Source organism: Occultella gossypii (assembly GCF_019947135.1).
Taxonomy (GTDB): Bacteria; Actinomycetota; Actinomycetes; order Actinomycetales; family Beutenbergiaceae; genus Occultella; species Occultella gossypii.
The window spans coordinates 118715-134222 of the sequence record NZ_JAGSHT010000012.1; the positions used below are offsets into that span (position 1 = coordinate 118715).

Here is a 15508-nt window from a genome sequence, read left to right on the forward strand (position 1 = left end):
CGCCCGGCGGCGATCACGCAGCGTGCCCTGGCGCCGTCACCACTCCCGGTGGTCGGGGATCAGCGTGCCCGGGTTCAGGTTGCGCCCCGGGTCCGCCGCGCGCAGCAGGCCCACCATCAGGTCAGTCCCCGCCTCGGAGATGTCCTGTTCCAGCCACGGTGCGTGGTCCGTTCCCACACCGTGGTGGTGTGAAAGGGTGCCGCCCGCGTCGATGAACGACTGCTGGATCACGGTCTTCACCGCGTCGTACTGGCCGAGGAAGTCATCGTCGGCGTTCGGCGGGAACGCGAACGTGAAGTACAGGCAGGCACCCGAGTGATAGGAGTGCGACAGGTGGCACATGATGAACCCCGGTACGCCCAGCTCGGCGAACTTCGCCCGCGCCGCCCGCACCGTGGTCGTGTAGACCTGACCCAGCTTCGACCACGGCGCCGCGGTCTCGGAGACATCACCGATCGCCCCGCGGTCGAGGAGGAAGTCGCGGATGTAGGGGGTGTCGAACTTCTTCTGGTCGTACAGCGACCCTGGGCCGCGGCCGAGTCGGATGCCGCCGTGCTTGCCGATGATCTTGCCGACGACGGACTTCTCGGCGCGGATCTTCGCGGTGCCGCCCTCATAGCCGATGTAGGACAGACAGACCTTCTCGAGGTCCCAGCCGCGCCGGCGCAGTACCTCGAAGAGGCCCTCGCCGACCTTGCCGGAGATGCCCTTCGAGGCCTTGCGGGTCGCTAGCGAGAACGTGGTCTCGTTGGCGTCGGAGACCCTGGTGATCGTGGGTGCGGCATCGGAGGTGGAGATCTCTGCCATGGCCGCGAGCCCGGCCGCCCAGTTCGGGAACAGATAGGCGATGACGTCGCGGTTCTCGGGGACCCGGTGCACATTCACCCAGGCCTCGGTGACGACTCCGAGGCGCCCCTCACTGCCGATGATCATCTCGCGCACGCTCGGCCCGGTGGAGGTCGACGGCAGCGGCCGCAGCTCCACGACCTTGCCCGGCAGCACGACCCGCATGCCACGGGTGATGTCCGCGATGTCGCCGTACTTGTCCGACTGCATCCCCGAGGAGCGGGTCGCGATCCAGCCGCCGAGCGTGGAGTGCTTGAACGAGTCGGGCTGGTGGCCCATCGTCCACCCACGCGTGGTGAGCTGTTCCTCGATGTCCGGCCCGAGGCCGCCGGCCTGGATCCGGGCGAGGCCGGAGCTCTCGTCGATCTCGAGCACCCGGTTCATCCGGCCCAGGTCGAGCGAGATGACCGTGCGCTCCTCGTGCGGCTGCGGGGTCAGGCTGCCCGAGATGTTCGAGCCCCCTCCGAACGGGATGAGGACGGCGTCCGCGGCCACTACTGCGTCGACGACGGCGCGCACCTCGTCCTCGTTCGCCGGGTATACCACCGCGTCCGGAACCCGGGGCAGGTCCCCGGCCCGTACGCGGACCAGGTCCCGCATGCCCTTGCCGTAGGTGTGTACGACGCGCAGCATGTCGTCGGTACTGACCTGGTGGTCGCCGACGGCGGCCCGCAGCTGGGCGCCGAGGTCGTCGCCCAGGCGGCTGGCCGGCACATCGATCTCGTCGAATGTCGGCGGTTCGCCGCCGGGTTGGGTCAGGTCGATTCCAACCTTGTCCAGGACGAAGCCCGCGAACGCCGGCTTGTCCTCGTGGTGGAAGGCGATGCCCTCCACGCCCCAACCCCACCATTTCTGGTGTTCGACGTCGGTCATGAAACATCCTCCTGTGCCTGGCCGAGGTCGGTCTCCGGCCGGTTGGTGGCTCGGTCGTCATCGGTGACGAGGACGTACGAGGTCTGCATGGTGTGCATGGCGCGCACCCGCGCCGTCAGGCGCGCGTTCAGGTCCGGCAGGCTCTCGCCCGCGCGCGCTCGGACCGGCTTGCCGACGATCACCTTCACGGGCATCCGGCCGGGCTTGGGCCACGCGGCGCCCACCGGCATCGCGTCATACGCGCCGACCAGGGCCACTGGGATCAGCGGCACCCGAAGGGACCGGGCGAGCGCAGCGGCGCCGGGCTTGAACGCGGCCATCTCGCCGGTCCGCGACCGGGTGCCCTCCGGGAAGATCATCAGCGGCACGCCCTGGCGCAGCAGGGAAACGGACATCCCGGCGCCCTTGCCGCGGTTGCTGCCCCGCTCGACCGGGTAGGAGTTGAAGAAGAAGGAGGTCAGCGTGCTGCGCCACTTCTGCTTGTAGAAGTAGTCCGCAGCGGTCGCCGTGGCGAGGTTCTTCGTGACCCGGTACGGCAGCGCGGTGATGCACAGCGGCGCGTCCAGGTGGCTGGAGTGGTTGGCGACCAGGATGAACGGTCCGTCGATGCCGGCGAGGTGCCGCTCCCCCTCGACGGTCACCCTGGTGTTCGCGAAGATCACGGGCCGCAGGATCAGCCGCTGCGCGACGTAGCGCAGCCAGCGGTGCCACGCGCGGTGATACCGGGCGGTCCTACGCTGTGCGCTCATCTGCGTCCCTTCTTGATCAGGGCGGTGGCCCTGTTCACCAACGGCCGCGGTGCGTGCCGGGCTCCCCAGGCGAGGGCCTTGAACCGCCGCGACGGCACCGACCTGGTCCGGCCCCGGTCCACATCGGCGAGGCAGTCGGACACCAGTCGATCCGCATCAAGCCACAGTACCGAGGGGATCGAGTTCGTGCGGATCGCGGCGCGCTCGTGGAACTCGGTGCGCACCCATCCGGGCAGCAGCGTCATCACCCGGACACCGGTGCCGGAGAGCTCGATGCCGAGGCCCTCGGAGTAGGCGTTGACCCAGGCCTTGATGGCTGAGTAGGAACCCATCGGGATCAGGCCGGCAACCGAGGCCACGTTGATGATGAGGCCGCTGCCACGCTCGGACATGGCCCGTCCCGCGGCCCCGCCGAGGACGAGCACCCCGCTGACCATCAGGTCGATCGCCTGCAGGTGCGGGCTGGGGTCCTCGCTGATCAGCGGCGTGTGCACGCCGTGCCCGGCGTTGTTGACCAGCACGGTCACCGGGCTCTCCGGACGGGTCAGCCGCGCCACGGCCACTGCGACGCCGTCAGGCTGGGCGAGGTCCGCCGTCAGGGTCTCGACCGCGATCCCGAACTCGTGCTGCAGGTCGGCCGCGGTGGACTCGAGCCGCGCCGCGTCACGAGCGACGAGGACCAGGTCCAATCCCCTGCCCGCGAGACCGCGGGCGAACGCGAGGCCGATACCGGACGTGCCGCCGGTGACCATGGCGATCCCGGTCAGCGGCGACTGCTCGGCGGCCGCGGACGTCACCGACGACCCGATCCGTTGAGGCTGCGCAGGACCGGGGAGAACCGCCCCTCGGCGGTGGTGGTCCAGCTGTGCACCGGCCAGCGCTTCTCCTTCGCGTACCGGTACAGCGAGGAGTCCGGGTTGACGACGTTCGGGTGCCCGACCACCTCGAGCCAGGGCCGGTCCGAGTAGGTGTCGCCGTAGGCGTAGGAGCCGGCGAGGTCGACGCCGGAGTCCCGGGCGTACCGGGTCAGCCACGTGGCGCGGGCCTCGTCCACGAGCGGGGACGCGGCAAGATGGCCGGTCCAGCGTCCGTCGGCGTCCTTCTCCATCCGACCGGCCACGATCACGTCGAACATGTCCGCGAGCGGTTCCACGAAGACGTCGATCTGCCCGGTCACCAGGACGGTGCGGTGGCCGGCGGCGCGGTGCTCGGCGATCCGTTCGGTGGCCTCGGCGAGGACCCGGGCGCGCAGCGACGGGGTCACCTTGCGCGCGATGACATCCCGGAGCGCGGCCTCGTTGACCCCCTCGTACCGGCGCATGAAGCTGCGGATGAAGTCGCCGCGGTCGCGCCACTCCGCCTGCAGGTAGGTGCCGGAGTTGGCCACCATGCCGCCGAGCTCACGCAACGCCTGGCCCGACCCCTTGGCGGCGAGCTCGACCCACACGTAGTGCTCGATCAGGCTGGCCGCGGCGACCGTGCCGTGCAGGTCGAACACCGCGAGCACGTCGGTGCGCTGCGGCAGGGCGCGCTTGGTCGAGGTCCCGGAGGCGCCGCGCCGGCCGCGCGCCCGCATCAGGCCGGGGACCTTGGGGACGTGCACCTCCATCATGTAGTAGTCCCAGTCGATCGCGGTGATGTCGAAGCCATGGGAGGCCGAGCGCTCAGCCGGCAGGGACTCGTGCAGGGCCCGGGTGTTCGCGTCGTCGAAGACGACCTCGGTCTGCGTGTACGGCTTGTACAGGTCCGTGAACTTGCGGAGCGTGCCCAGGTCCCGCTTCGCCTTGAAGACGGCGGAGATCCAGCCGCGGGTGCGGTCGTTCGCGGGCAGCCGGCCGACGGCGCGGTCGGCCAGGTCGACGGCGAGTTCGCGGCGGCGCAGGCTGCGCTCGACGGCGGGCCCGTTCGGGAACGTCCAGTTCGGCACCTGCACGGTGCTGCCCTCGTCGTCCAGCAGCGGGTGCGCGCTGAAGTACTCGCGGATCATCGCGACCATCTTTCCGAACCGCAGCGGGTTACGGATGCCGGAGGCCACCTGGTAGTACCGCGGCTCACCCACGGGCGTCGGCGCAGCCGCCGCGGCCAGGATGGCGTTCACGACGTGGTCGACCGGGATGACGTCCAGGATCGCGTCCGCGAGCGCGGGGAACTCGGGCAGCATGCCGCGCCCGTACGCCGCGATCAGTGGGTCGGCCACCTTGAAGCCGTCGATCCAGCCCGGGTAGGGGTGACTGAGCGAGCTCTCGATGATCGTAGGCCGCACTACCGACAGTCGGTGCTCGCGACCCCACAGTTCCTCCGCGACGCGTTCCCCGAGCGCCTTGGTGAACGTGTACACGTCGGGCCAGCCGAGGGACTGGGCGCGGGTACGCCCGGCGTCCTGCAGCCGTTCGGTCACCCAGGCGGTACGCGCCTCCTCGGCGGCCTGGGACACGGCCTGGGCGCCGGCACGGCGGTGCACGGACCGGGCCTTCTCGAGCAGCTTGCCGAGCACCTCCGGGCGGCGGGAGGCCGCCTCGGCCTCGGCCCGTGCGGCCAGCGCGCGGGTCATCTCCTCCGCGCGGTCGACGGCGTGGTCAAGGGACTGCTCCTCGGCGACGCCCTTGCGCAGTCCGGCGACGTAGCAGGTGGAGACGTGCACCACGTGCGGGTCCGAGCCGGATTCCAGCAGCGCGGTGTAGAGCGAGACCGGGCCGCCCACGTTGTCGCGGAAGGCGTCGTCGATCGGCATGTCGAAGGAGACGCTCGATGCGGAGTGGATGACGACGTCGATGTCGTCCGACAGCGGCGGCACGTCTCCGAGGTCACCGGCCAGGACGGTGACGCGGCCCGCGGCGGCGGCCACGCCGTCGTCCCCGACCCGCTCGCGCCACGCGGAGAACACGGGCTTCTTCAGCAGCTTGTCCACCCGCATCTGCGCGGTCAGCGCACCGCGAGGCCGGACCAGCAGGCTGATCCGGGTGGTGGGGTAGGTCGAGAGCAGCTTCTCCAGGACGGCCTGGCCAACGAAGCCGGTGGCGCCCGTGATGAGGACGTGGGCGTTGTTCAAAGGGTCGGACACCCCGGATACTGTACGCGGGGTCGTCACTGCCGTGCTCCCCGGGACGCGAAGCGTCCGAGGGCCCGCCGGATCGGGTGCGTGTCAGCCATCCCGGGTAGGGCGGCGACCTGGGCGTCGGCAGCATCGATGTCCGCGCGGACGGACGGATCCGCAAAGAGGTAGCGCAGCACCGGCTGGACGTAACCGGGGGCGCCGTAGCGTGATCCGGGCCAGCGCCAGGACCGCACCGCGTGCTGCCCGAGGCGGCGCGCGCCCGAGGACGCCGCGAGCCGGTCCGCCGCCTCGTCGGTGTAGAACTCGACGTGCCGGTCCTTGATCTTCACGATCGGGTCGATCAGGCTCGCCAGGCGGGGCTCCAGCTGTCCGATGCGGGCGTAGCTGGCACGGGCCACGAGGCTGTCCAGGAGGCCGACTGCCATGTGTCCGGCGACGATGTCGCTGCCGAGCAGGTTCGTCCTGATGGCGTCCACGGTGGGGATGATCCGGTCGTCCCAGCCGCGGCGGATGCGCCCGAGCTTCGTGCTGTGCGCGACCTCGGTGTGGTTGTTGGCCTCGAGCACCGCCTCAAGGGCGTCGGCGATCCAGTACTCCTCGTAGGCCCAGGTGGTCAGGAACGCCGTGACCCGGGACTCGGCGTGCGTGGGCGTGACCAGCAGGTCCCGCATCAGCCGCAGGGTGCCGCGTTCGACCTGCTGCAGATGCCGCAGGGTGAGCAGGGTGTTCGTGGGCAGGCCCTGCATGGCACCCAGGTCGAAGTCCCCCCGGCGCAGCGACCGCGGGTCGCGCGTGTAGGCGCGCACGTCGAAGCCGTCCGAGTCGGACATGAACGGCAGTTGCGCACCGTCGTCGGTCGCGCCCAGCGTCTCGGGGGCCTCGGATCGGGTCCGGTTGTCCGGACCTGCCTGGCGGCCCGGGCCGCCGGTCCTGCGAGTCCCGCCGCTCACGCCGCGACGCCGCGCGCGTCGAGGGCGTCCGCGAAGATGGTCAGGCCCTCCATGCCGGGCAGTCGGCCGATGTGGCGGTCGATCGCGTTGATCTCCTTGCGACCCTCCGTACCGCCGAACAGGTGACCCATCACGTGGGTCACCTCGTCGTCGGTCATGATTCCCGAGCCCACCGGCGCCCACGCGTTCTTGAGCGCGAACCGGGCCAGTTTCTGCGCCTTGGGGTTGCCGGCGAGCCGGGCCTTCGCCTGGGTGGCGTAGAAGGCGACATGCCGGGACTCCTGGGCGGCGATCCGCCGGAGCAGTTCGGCCAGGGACGGGTGCCCCTCGAGCACACCGAGACGCTTGTAGGCAGCTGCGGCGGACCACTCGTTGGCGGCGCCCCAGAGCATGTGCACGGCCACGAAGTCCTTGCCGACGATGTTGCTGAGCAGGGACTGCTTCACCGGAGCGAGCCGGTCCCGCCAGCCCAGCTTCTTGCGGCGGTCCTTGAGCTGGTCGTAGTTGACCGTCACGCCGTGCAGCGAGAGCACGTGGGCGAGCGCCTCCCCGTGCCAGAACTCCTCACGGTTCCACATCGTCATGAAGGCGTTCACCTCGCCCTCCCCGTGGGAGCGGGTGACCAACATGTCCCGCAGGTAGCACACCGTGTGGTATTCGACGTCGCACATGTACCGCAGCGTCCGCAGGGTCTCCGGCGGCAGCGGGTTCTCGCGGAAGTTGTCGAGGTCGAGGTCCTCCCAGTTGACCCGTACCGAGTCCTGGGTGAACCGTTCGATATCGAATGCCATGAGGTGTGCCCTTCACTCCCGGTGCTGCGCTGACGGCCAGGCGCCGTCGGCCCGGGGCGGGTGAACGCTACACACCGTGTAGCGCCTAACGGTCCGAGCCTAAGGCCTTTCCCGGAGTTCGTGCCACATCAGCGTTCGGATGGGTCGCGGTCCGCCTGCAGTGCGATCCGCAGGGTGGACACGACCGAGCCGGCCCAGCCCGGTGGAAATGTTCCCGAGTGGGCGAACCGGGCCGCCACGGCGCCGAGAAGCAGGTCGACGGCGACCTCGATGTCAGCGTCGGGTCGCACCTGCCCGGTCGCGACGCCGTCGCGCAGACGCTCGACCGCGAGCGCGATCCGTGGCCGCAGCAGCTTGTCCCGGATGAGTTCCACCTGGTTCGGGTCCCCGCTCTGCACCAGGCCGAGGAACACCCCGGACCCCGGGCCGCCCTCCAGGGTGGCGATCAGGGACTCCACGGCGGCGCGCATGTCCCGCCAGACGTCATCGCCGGGTTCGAGGACCCGGCTCGCCATGTGGTCGCCGAGCGCCGCGGCGAGGACCGCGTCCCGGTCCTTGTGACGCCGGTAGATCGTGGTCCGGGCGACACCGGACTCGGCGGCGACCGCCTCGACCGTCACGGCCAGCGGGCCATGGGTGCGGAGCAGGTTCATCGCCGCCGCGTAGATGCGGCGGTCGACATCCTCGCGGCGCGACATCCGCGCTCAGGCGTCGAGGTCGCGGGAGAGCAGTTCGGCCAGTTCGTCGAGGACCCGCTCGGCCCGCACGCCCTCGGCGTGCAGGGTGACGGTGTCCCCGTACTTCGCGCCGATCGTCATCACTCCGAGGATGCTCGCCGCGTCCTGGGGCACCGATCCGTTCTTGGAGATCCGCACCTGGATGCCGGAGTCCTCGGCGGCACGGGTGAAGATCGCCGCTGGGCGGGCGTGCAACCCCACGGGCGAGCCAATGGTCGCCGTGCGCTCAGCCATCGTTGGATCCTTCGTGGTGGTCGGTCTTCAAGTCCCCAATCTACCCGTTCACGCGGGTCCATTCGAGCAGCGTCGGGGCGGCCCAGGAGTTCACGATCCGGTCCGGCGTGAGGCCGGCGGCAGCGGCGCGGGCGCATCCGTGATCGAGCAGGTCGAGCTGGCCGGGGGCGTGCGCGTCGGAGTCGATCGCGAACACGCAGTCCATCTCGACGGCGAGGCGGAGCAACCGGGTGGGTGGGTCACGTCGCTCGGGGCGTGAGTTGATCTCCACGGCGACGCCGAACCGGCGGCACGCCTCGAAGACGATCTCCGCATCGAACTCGGACTCCGGACGGGTGCCGCGCCCACCCATGACCCGGCGGCCGGTGCAGTGTCCGAGCACGTCCACACGCGGGTTCGCGATCGCCGTGACCATCCGCAACGTCATCTGCTCGGCCGGCATCCGCAGGGCCGAGTGCACGCTCGCGACGACGATGTCGACCTCGTCGAGGAGGTCCTCTTCGCCGTCGAGCGTGCCGTTCTCGAGGATGTCCACCTCCACGCCGGTGAGGATCCGGAACGGCGCGAGCTCGGCGTTCAGCGCAGCGACCTGCGCGATCTGGGCGCGCAGCCGTTCCGGGGACAGCCCGCGCGCCACGGTCAGGCGGGGCGAGTGGTCGGTCAGCGCGAGGTATTCATGCCCGAGGTCGATCGCGGTCGCGGCCATCTCGTCGACCGGGCTGCCTCCGTCGGAGGCGTCCGAGTGCGTATGCAGGTCGCCGCGCAGCCAGCCGCGCACCTCGGCGGCGCCCTCGACCAGCGGGCCGGCGGCGGACTCCAGGTCCGCCAGGTAGTCCGGCACCTCACCGCGCGCGACCGCCATGGCCACGCCCGCGGTGCGCGGTCCGACGTCGGGAAGTTCCGTGAGGGTGCCGGCGGCGAGCCGCGACGCGAGCTCGTCCGGCCCGAGCCCACGCAGCCGGCGCGCGGCCCGGCGGAACGCCTGGATCCGGTGGGTGTCCGCGAGGTCGCGCTCAAGCAGGAACGCCACCCGCTCCAGCGCGTCGATCGGATCCACGCCTCGACGCTACCCGTCGGCGGCGATGGCGTCGACGAACCAGCCGGTGATGGTGCTCGGGTGCGTGATCGCGGTGCCGACGCAGACGGCGAACGCCCCGGCCCGGCGCGCCTGCGCGGCCGCGGCGGGGGTGTGGATGCGGCCCTCGGCGATGACGGGCGCCGCGCACGCGGCGGCGATCAGGGCGATCAGGTCGAGATCCGGGCCGTCCGTCCTCGGACGTTCGTCGGTGTACCCGGCCAGGGTGGTCCCGAGCAGGTCCGCCCCCGCCTCCTGCGCGGCCACGGCATCCTCGAGGGAGCCGCAGTCCGCCATGACGAGAACGTCGCGGGTGGCCCGGAGTCCGGCGATGGTCTGCGCGAGCGTGAGCCCGTCCGGTCGCGGGCGACGGGTGCCATCCACCGCGACGATCTGCGCACCGGCGTCCGCCACGGCCCGCGCGTGCTCGAGGGTCGGGGTGATGAACACGCCGTCCGCCCCGTCCTTCCACAGCCCGACCACCGGAACGTCGACGGCGTCGACGGTCGCGCGGATGTCCGCGAGTCCCTGGACCCGAACCGCGGCCGCACCACCGATCACGGCGGCCCGGGCGACCCTGGACATGACCTCCGGGTCCCGCATCGGCTCCCCGGGGTAGGCCTGGCAGGACACGATGAGGGTGCCGCGCAGGGACTCGAGCAGGCCACCGCTGTTCATGCCGTCTCCGCTCGCGACGCGGCCGCGGACCCGGGAGAGCCGGCCAGGTTGGCCCAGGGCCTGCCCAGGCGCAGCCACCGGGCCGCCCCGGCGATCGCCGCACCGGGACCGAGGCGGGCCGGCCGCAGTTCGATGCCGGCGAGCGGCGGGATGAGTTCGCCGCGAAGCGCCTCCTCCAAGGGCCGCCACCAGAGGTCGCCGGCCCCGGCAGCGCCCCCGCCGACGACCACGACGTCCGGGTCGAGCATCGTCACGATCCCGGCGATGCCCCGACCGAGCGCGCGGCCGGTGTCCGTCAGAGCCTGCACGGCCGGCTCCTCGCCGGCGGCGGCGCGGCGGGCGACATCGCGGGTGTCCGTGCTGGCGGGGTCGCCACCGAGGGCGAGGTACCGGCGGTGGATCGCCGGCCCGGCGGCGATCGCCTCCAGGTGGCCGTCGCGCCCGCAGGTGCAGGTGAGCCCGACGGCGTCCGGCGACGGCAGGTGTCCGAGCTCGCCGGCGCTGTGGTGGGCCCCGCGCCACGGCCGGCCACCGGCGACCAGTCCGGCGCCGATCCCGGTGCCGGCGGCCACCATGAGGACAACCTCATACCCGGCGCCGGCGCCGATCCAGGCCTCCCCGACGGCATGGGCGTCCACGTCGTTGAGCACCCCGACGGCCGCGCCCGGGGCGAGCACGTCGGCGAGCCGGTCCAGCAGCCCACCGGCGACGTCCGTGCCGGCCCAGGCGGTGATCGCGTCGGTCGCGGAGATGATCCTGCCGGACTGCGCCTCGACCACCCCGGCACTCGCGACGCCGAGACCGACCGGTGCTCCGCCGTCGCCGGTCACGGTGCCTTGGTCGGCGGCGACCTGCCGGACCACGCCGGCCACGGCGTCGAGCACCGCGTCCGGTCCTGCCTTCGCGGGCGTGGCAACCTCGCGCAGCCCGCGCAGGTTGCCGTCGGCGTCCACGAGTGCGGCGGCCGTCTTGGTGCCGCCGAGGTCGACGCCGATGACGGTGTTCATCTGGTCTGCTCCGTTCAGGGTCGGAAGATCCGGCCCAATTCCACCACGGCCGGACGTGTCGCCAGGCACGCCCGCCACCTCCACTAGATTTGGCCCATGCCCGAGACCACGCGCACCCCGGCCCTGGAAGTCCTGCCCTGGAACAGGTTCGGCGAGGCGGCCCGTGAACTGGCCCGCGAGGTGGTCGCGAGCGGCTGGATGCCCGACCTGGTGATCGCGGTGGCCCGCGGCGGACTGGTACCCGCGGGCGCGATCGCTTACGCGCTCGGGGTGAAGGCGATGGGCACGATGAACGTCGAGTTCTATACGGACGTTGCCGAGACGCTGCCCGAGCCCGTGGTGCTGCCGCCACTGCTCGACACCACCGTGCTGGCCGACGCCAAGGTCCTCGTGGTCGACGATGTCGCGGACTCCGGGCACACGCTGCGGGTGGTCATGGGCCTGCTGCAGCGCGGCCTGCCGATCGACCTCGACGGCGATGGCCGGATCGAGGCCGGCGAGCACCTGCCGGTGGAGGCCCGCAGCGCCGTGCTCTACACCAAGCCGCGGTCCGTGATCGAGCCGGACTACACATGGCGGCGGACCGACCGGTGGATCTCGTTCCCGTGGTCCGCCCAGCCGCCGGTCACGGGTCCGGGCGACGCCCCCGGCGAGAACGGCTGAGCCCCGCCGATGCCGGACATGCCCTCGGCGGAGGTGGAGATCACCACCGACCTCGCCCACCGGCTCCTCACCGACCAGTTCCCCGAGCTCGCGACGGCGTTCCTGCACACGGTTGCGAACGGCTGGGACAACGTCATGATCCGCGCGGGCGAGCACTTCGTGCTGCGCCTGCCCCGGCGTGCGGCCGCCGTGGACCTGGTGCGGCACGAGCAGCTGAGCCTGCCGGCGATCCGCCGGCTCGTCCGGGTACCCGTTCCGAACCCGCGTCTGGCCGGCGAACCGACCGACTACTACCCCTGGCCCTGGTCCGTGCTGCGCTGGCTGCCTGGGCACCCGGCCACCGGCCAGGCGGTCGCGGCCCGCTGGTTCTGGGCCGCCGGCCTCGCCGACTTCCTCGCGGACCTGCACGTACCCGCACCCGACTGGGCGCCGCCCAATCCCGTGCGGGGCGTGCCGCTGGCGGCCAGGGACGCCGTCGTCACCCGACGGCTCGCGTCCGGTCACATACCGCGCAGCGACGAACTCCTCGCGCTGTGGCGCGCGCTGCTGGCGGCGCCCGTCCACACGGGGCCACCGGTGTGGCTGCACGGTGACCTGCATCCGCTGAACCTGCTCGTGGAGCGCGGCAGGCTGAGCGCCGTCGTCGACTTCGGCGACGTCACCTCCGGTGACCCGGCCACGGATCTGGCGACGGCGTGGCTCACCTTCGACGCCGCCGGCCGGGCCGACTTCGTGGTGCGGTACTCGCTGCGCACCGGCGTCGGCGACGCCGTCTGGGCCCGGGCCCGCGGCTGGGCCCTGGTGCTGGCCACCGCGCTCGCGGAGCACTCCGACGACAACCCCGAGCTCGCGGCGATCGGCGCGCACGCGATCACCGAGCTGCTCGACGCCCCGGACGCCCACCTCGCCCGGTGACTGGCGGATCCGGCGCCGCTTGTTAGCCTCGAGCAGGTGTTCTGGAAGAAGAAGAAGGACCGCGACAGCGCCCCGAGTGTCGACTCCCACCAGCGCGACGTGACCGGACCCCCGTCAGCGGTGACGGGCCCACCCACCGGTGCTCCGCCGTCGGACTTCGGTCCGCCGGTGGCGGCGCCACCGCCCCAGGCGGTCCCGGGCGCCTTCAGCCTGGTCGCGGAGGATGTCTTCACCATCACCGGCCGCGGCACGGTCGTGACCGGAACGTTGGCCGACGGTGTGGCGCGGACCGGACAGCAGGTCGCGATCATCCGCGACGGCGTCCACGTCGCCTCCAGCGAGCTGACCGGCGTCGAGACCGCACGGCGCCTGCGCCGGGAGGCCGGCCCGGGCGACCAGGTCGGGCTGCTCATGGGTGGGCTCGGCAAGGACCAGGTGCGGCAAGGAGACACCGTCGCCGGACGGTGATCCGCCCGGATCAGTGGAGGGTCAGCGCCGGATCGGCAGCGGCTGCTGCCCGAGCCAGTCACGGAACGAGGCTCCGCCGAGCAGGGCGCCGGGACCCGGCAGGTCCGCGACCGTGGCGAAGGCCCGGGCCGGCCCGCCGAGGCCGGGCAGCCGCAGGAACCGGTATGGCCGACCGTCGTGGGCGAGCACCGCGTCGGCCAGCTGGTCGGTCGTCAGCATCTCCGGCCCGGCGAGGTCCGGCGCGTGTACGCAGCCGTCCGGGCGCCGGCCGAGGGCGTATGCCACGAGTTCGGCTGCGACCCAGGCCGGGTCGACCGGACGGGCCGGTGCCGACGAGGCATCACGGTGCGCGCGGGCCGTGGCCCGGGCCAGGAACGCGGCCGAGGGGTGGAACCGGGTGGACCGGACGATGGTCGCCGGCAGGCCGCTGTCCTCGATGAGGGTCTCGACGGCCCGCTTGATGCGCGCGTAGGGCGCGGTGGAGGTCGAGCAGCCTACGAGGGAGGCGTAGACCAGGTGCGGCGGGGTGGCCATGCTCGCGATCGCGGCGAGCAGCTGAACGGTGCCGTCGACGTCGACCAGCCGGGCCCGGCGCGGGTTGCAGGCGGTATGGACCACCGCGTCGGCGCTCGCCAGCACCGCCGCGAGCCCCTCCCCCGTGGACAGGTCGACGCCCCAGCGCCGGCTCGCGGGAACCACGTGATGACCGAGTTCGCGGGCGCGGTGGACCACCTGTGTGCCGAGCACGCCCGAAGCCCCCGTGACGACGATCCGCATCGCTGCCCTCCCTGGTCGCCTCCGACCATGATGGGCGCGTCCCGCTCTGCTCGCCACCGCACACGCGGTCGGCGAAGGTCACGTTCCGATGTCAGATCCGCGTCCCGCGGGCCCGGGCCTGCACCTTGCGCTGCCACCGGTCGGCGTTGCGCCCGAGCGGGGTACCGATGAACTCCCCGAGGGTGACGCCGGCCGCGAGCGCCAGCCCGATCGAGAGGGCCGCGACCAGCCGCACCGCGCCGGTGATGACGTCCCCGGAATCGACGAACTCGAACATCGCCGCATAGATCGCCAGGCCGGGCAGCAACGGGGTGATGCCACAGACGGCGATCACCATCGACGGCGTGCGCGTGCCGCGCTGGACCAGGGCGGAGAGCAGCCCGACGACCAGGGCGGCGCCGAAGGAGCTGCCGGCCGGTCCCATGCCGAGGGCGAGGAATCCCGCGTAGGAGGCCGATGCGAGCGCGCCGACACCCATCACCACCGGTACGGTGCGCATCCGGGTGTACGAGGCGACCGACCATGCTCCGGCGATCACGGCACCACACGCGATCTGCAGCGGCAGCGCGGTGGCGAAGCCGGTCATGTCGCTGATGCTCAGAGGCACCCCGAACCGCCGACCCACGTCCAGGACGAACCCGATGCCGATGACGATCCCGACCGTGTACAGCACCACCTCGTAGGAACGGGCCGCGGCGGTGAGCGGGAACCCGGAGATCGCGTCCTGCGCCGCGCCCACGAGGGACAACCCCGCCAGCAGCACCACGATCCCGGACGCGACGACCAGGGATGGCGGCAGCACCTGGTCCGGGATGTCGAGATAGGGCTTGCCCCACAGCATCAGCAGCGCAACCAGGGTCGCGATGCCCGCCCCGAGCGCCTGCTGGAACAGGTACGGCAGGCCGCGGTTGCGCAGGAACCGCAGCGACCGGTCGATAACCATCGTGGTGGCCGCCGCGACCACCGCCACCGGGAGCCCCCCGCCGAGGAGCACGGCAACACCGGCCGCCATCATGCCAAGGGCGACCGTGACCACCGAGCGCCGGTAGGGGTGCGGCGAGGTCAGGATGACGTTCATCCGCTCGTGCGCCGCCTCGAGGGACAGGTCGCCGGCGCCGGCCTCGTCGACGAGCTGGGTCACGTCGGTGAGCCGGCTGTAGTCCGAGGTGCGCACGTTGATGACGCGGACCTTCGTGACCGGATCGTCGTCCCGGTCGATCGAGGCCGTGATCGAGATGAACGTGATGTCCACCTGACAGTTCGTGACGCCGTACGCCGCGGCCAGCCGCAGCATCACCGCCGTCGTGTCCGCGACCGGCGCCCCGGTGGCGACCATGACCTCGCCGGTGCGCAGCACCAGGTCGAGCACTGACCGCTCGACCTCCGCCGTCAGGCCCGAATCCTTGCGGACCATCGCGAACGTCACGGTCGGCGGGCCGTCCCCGGCCATGGCCCGGCGAGCCCGCGCCCGCAGGGTGCGCTGCGGCACGCTCCACACGGTGGGGGTGCGGGCCGACCGGCGTACCGGACCGGTCGTGGGACCAGCGGACGGGATCTGAACCGTCAGCGGCTCGCCGAGCGCACCGGTCGGCGTCGAGGCGTCGTCTCCTGGGGTCTGATCGGCCACGGCTCGACGGTACGCGATAGCGCCGGCCGGGGCGGCTCGGGTCGCCGGCAACCGCCGCCGGGT

The 15508-nt window shown here is 72.1% G+C and carries 16 protein-coding genes; 3 read left to right on the plus strand and 13 right to left on the minus strand.

Translation table 11 applies throughout. The annotated features are described in order from the left end of the window. Nucleotides 1-36 precede the first annotated feature (36 nt). From KCQ71_RS12335 to KCQ71_RS12385, 11 genes are all read right to left on the minus strand, one after another. Nucleotides 37-1719, minus strand: coding sequence for an FAD-binding oxidoreductase (locus KCQ71_RS12335; RefSeq protein ID WP_223406275.1), 1683 nt, complete (start codon nucleotides 1717-1719; stop codon nucleotides 37-39). Further along, entirely contained in the window at nucleotides 1716-2468 is a 753-nt protein-coding gene (locus KCQ71_RS12340; RefSeq protein WP_223406277.1) for a lysophospholipid acyltransferase family protein, read from the minus strand. Before KCQ71_RS12340 ends, KCQ71_RS12335 begins: the two co-directional genes overlap by 4 nt. After that, the gene (locus tag KCQ71_RS12345; protein ID WP_223406279.1) at nucleotides 2465-3265 is read right to left on the minus strand and encodes an SDR family NAD(P)-dependent oxidoreductase; all 801 of its coding nucleotides are present in this window, start codon (nucleotides 3263-3265) and stop codon (nucleotides 2465-2467) included. The genes KCQ71_RS12340 and KCQ71_RS12345 overlap by 4 nt, the downstream gene beginning before the upstream one ends. Next, nucleotides 3262-5529: an HAD-IB family hydrolase gene (locus KCQ71_RS12350; protein WP_223406281.1), complete on the minus strand. Its 2268-nt coding sequence runs from the start codon at nucleotides 5527-5529 to the stop codon at nucleotides 3262-3264. The genes KCQ71_RS12345 and KCQ71_RS12350 overlap by 4 nt, the downstream gene beginning before the upstream one ends. A 23-nt stretch (nucleotides 5530-5552) precedes the next feature. After that, on the minus strand, nucleotides 5553-6473 hold the full coding sequence (locus KCQ71_RS12355) for a hypothetical protein (protein WP_223406283.1): 921 nt from the start codon (nucleotides 6471-6473) through the stop codon (nucleotides 5553-5555). Beyond that, nucleotides 6470-7264 (minus strand): ferritin family protein, encoded by a 795-nt coding sequence (locus KCQ71_RS12360; protein WP_223406285.1) that lies wholly within the window; start codon nucleotides 7262-7264, stop codon nucleotides 6470-6472. The genes KCQ71_RS12355 and KCQ71_RS12360 overlap by 4 nt, the downstream gene beginning before the upstream one ends. 128 nt (nucleotides 7265-7392) lie before the next feature. Further along, a complete protein-coding gene (locus KCQ71_RS12365; protein ID WP_223406287.1) occupies nucleotides 7393-7962 on the minus strand; it encodes a TetR/AcrR family transcriptional regulator in 570 nt (189 codons plus the stop codon). A 6-nt stretch (nucleotides 7963-7968) separates the two neighbouring features. Next, nucleotides 7969-8235: an HPr family phosphocarrier protein gene (locus tag KCQ71_RS12370; RefSeq protein ID WP_223406289.1), complete on the minus strand. Its 267-nt coding sequence runs from the start codon at nucleotides 8233-8235 to the stop codon at nucleotides 7969-7971. A gap of 40 nt (nucleotides 8236-8275) precedes the next feature. Next, nucleotides 8276-9292, minus strand: a complete 1017-nt coding sequence (locus tag KCQ71_RS12375) for a PHP domain-containing protein (protein WP_223406291.1) — start codon at nucleotides 9290-9292, stop codon at nucleotides 8276-8278. A 9-nt stretch (nucleotides 9293-9301) separates the two neighbouring features. Next, complete coding sequence (locus KCQ71_RS12380; protein WP_223406293.1) at nucleotides 9302-9988, minus strand: N-acetylmannosamine-6-phosphate 2-epimerase; 687 nt, start codon at nucleotides 9986-9988, stop codon at nucleotides 9302-9304. Next, on the minus strand, nucleotides 9985-10995 hold the full coding sequence (locus tag KCQ71_RS12385; RefSeq protein WP_223406295.1) for an ROK family protein: 1011 nt from the start codon (nucleotides 10993-10995) through the stop codon (nucleotides 9985-9987). The genes KCQ71_RS12380 and KCQ71_RS12385 overlap by 4 nt, the downstream gene beginning before the upstream one ends. Nucleotides 10996-11091: 96 nt before the next feature. Between KCQ71_RS12385 and KCQ71_RS12390 the strand changes: the two genes are divergently transcribed. The 3 genes from KCQ71_RS12390 to KCQ71_RS27630 are packed head-to-tail and all read left to right on the plus strand — an operon-like array spanning nucleotide 11092 to nucleotide 13041. Then, nucleotides 11092-11658 (plus strand): phosphoribosyltransferase, encoded by a 567-nt coding sequence (locus KCQ71_RS12390; protein ID WP_223406297.1) that lies wholly within the window; start codon nucleotides 11092-11094, stop codon nucleotides 11656-11658. A gap of 18 nt (nucleotides 11659-11676) precedes the next feature. Then, nucleotides 11677-12573, plus strand: coding sequence for an aminoglycoside phosphotransferase family protein (locus KCQ71_RS12395; protein ID WP_308116634.1), 897 nt, complete (start codon nucleotides 11677-11679; stop codon nucleotides 12571-12573). Nucleotides 12574-12609: 36 nt separating this feature from the next. After that, the gene (locus KCQ71_RS27630) at nucleotides 12610-13041 is read left to right on the plus strand and encodes an EF-Tu/IF-2/RF-3 family GTPase (RefSeq protein ID WP_223406301.1); all 432 of its coding nucleotides are present in this window, start codon (nucleotides 12610-12612) and stop codon (nucleotides 13039-13041) included. Between the two features lie 21 nt (nucleotides 13042-13062). On the opposite strand, the gene KCQ71_RS12405 is transcribed toward KCQ71_RS27630, so the two are convergent. Together KCQ71_RS12405 and KCQ71_RS12410 are read right to left on the minus strand one after the other, a co-directional pair. Then, nucleotides 13063-13818 (minus strand): SDR family oxidoreductase, encoded by a 756-nt coding sequence (locus tag KCQ71_RS12405; protein WP_223406302.1) that lies wholly within the window; start codon nucleotides 13816-13818, stop codon nucleotides 13063-13065. 91 nt (nucleotides 13819-13909) lie between these two features. After that, nucleotides 13910-15445: a threonine/serine exporter family protein gene (locus tag KCQ71_RS12410; RefSeq protein ID WP_223406304.1), complete on the minus strand. Its 1536-nt coding sequence runs from the start codon at nucleotides 15443-15445 to the stop codon at nucleotides 13910-13912. Between the last annotated feature and the right edge of the window lie 63 nt (nucleotides 15446-15508).

Excerpts from the sequence above, each read along its gene's own strand:
- KCQ71_RS12405 (WP_223406302.1), bottom strand. The coding sequence starts at position 13,818 with ATGCGGATCGTCGTCACGGGGGCTTCGGGCGTGCTCGGCACACAGGTG.
- KCQ71_RS12385 (WP_223406295.1), bottom strand. The coding sequence starts at position 10,995 with ATGAACACCGTCATCGGCGTCGACCTCGGCGGCACCAAGACGGCCGCC.
- KCQ71_RS12390 (WP_223406297.1), top strand. The coding sequence starts at position 11,092 with ATGCCCGAGACCACGCGCACCCCGGCCCTGGAAGTCCTGCCCTGGAAC.
- KCQ71_RS12395 (WP_308116634.1), top strand. The coding sequence starts at position 11,677 with ATGCCCTCGGCGGAGGTGGAGATCACCACCGACCTCGCCCACCGGCTC.
- KCQ71_RS12365 (WP_223406287.1), bottom strand. The coding sequence starts at position 7,962 with ATGTCGCGCCGCGAGGATGTCGACCGCCGCATCTACGCGGCGGCGATG.
- KCQ71_RS12370 (WP_223406289.1), bottom strand. The coding sequence starts at position 8,235 with ATGGCTGAGCGCACGGCGACCATTGGCTCGCCCGTGGGGTTGCACGCC.
- KCQ71_RS12360 (WP_223406285.1), bottom strand. The coding sequence starts at position 7,264 with ATGGCATTCGATATCGAACGGTTCACCCAGGACTCGGTACGGGTCAAC.
- KCQ71_RS12335 (WP_223406275.1), bottom strand. The coding sequence starts at position 1,719 with ATGACCGACGTCGAACACCAGAAATGGTGGGGTTGGGGCGTGGAGGGC.
- KCQ71_RS12380 (WP_223406293.1), bottom strand. The coding sequence starts at position 9,988 with ATGAACAGCGGTGGCCTGCTCGAGTCCCTGCGCGGCACCCTCATCGTG.
- KCQ71_RS12340 (WP_223406277.1), bottom strand. The coding sequence starts at position 2,468 with ATGAGCGCACAGCGTAGGACCGCCCGGTATCACCGCGCGTGGCACCGC.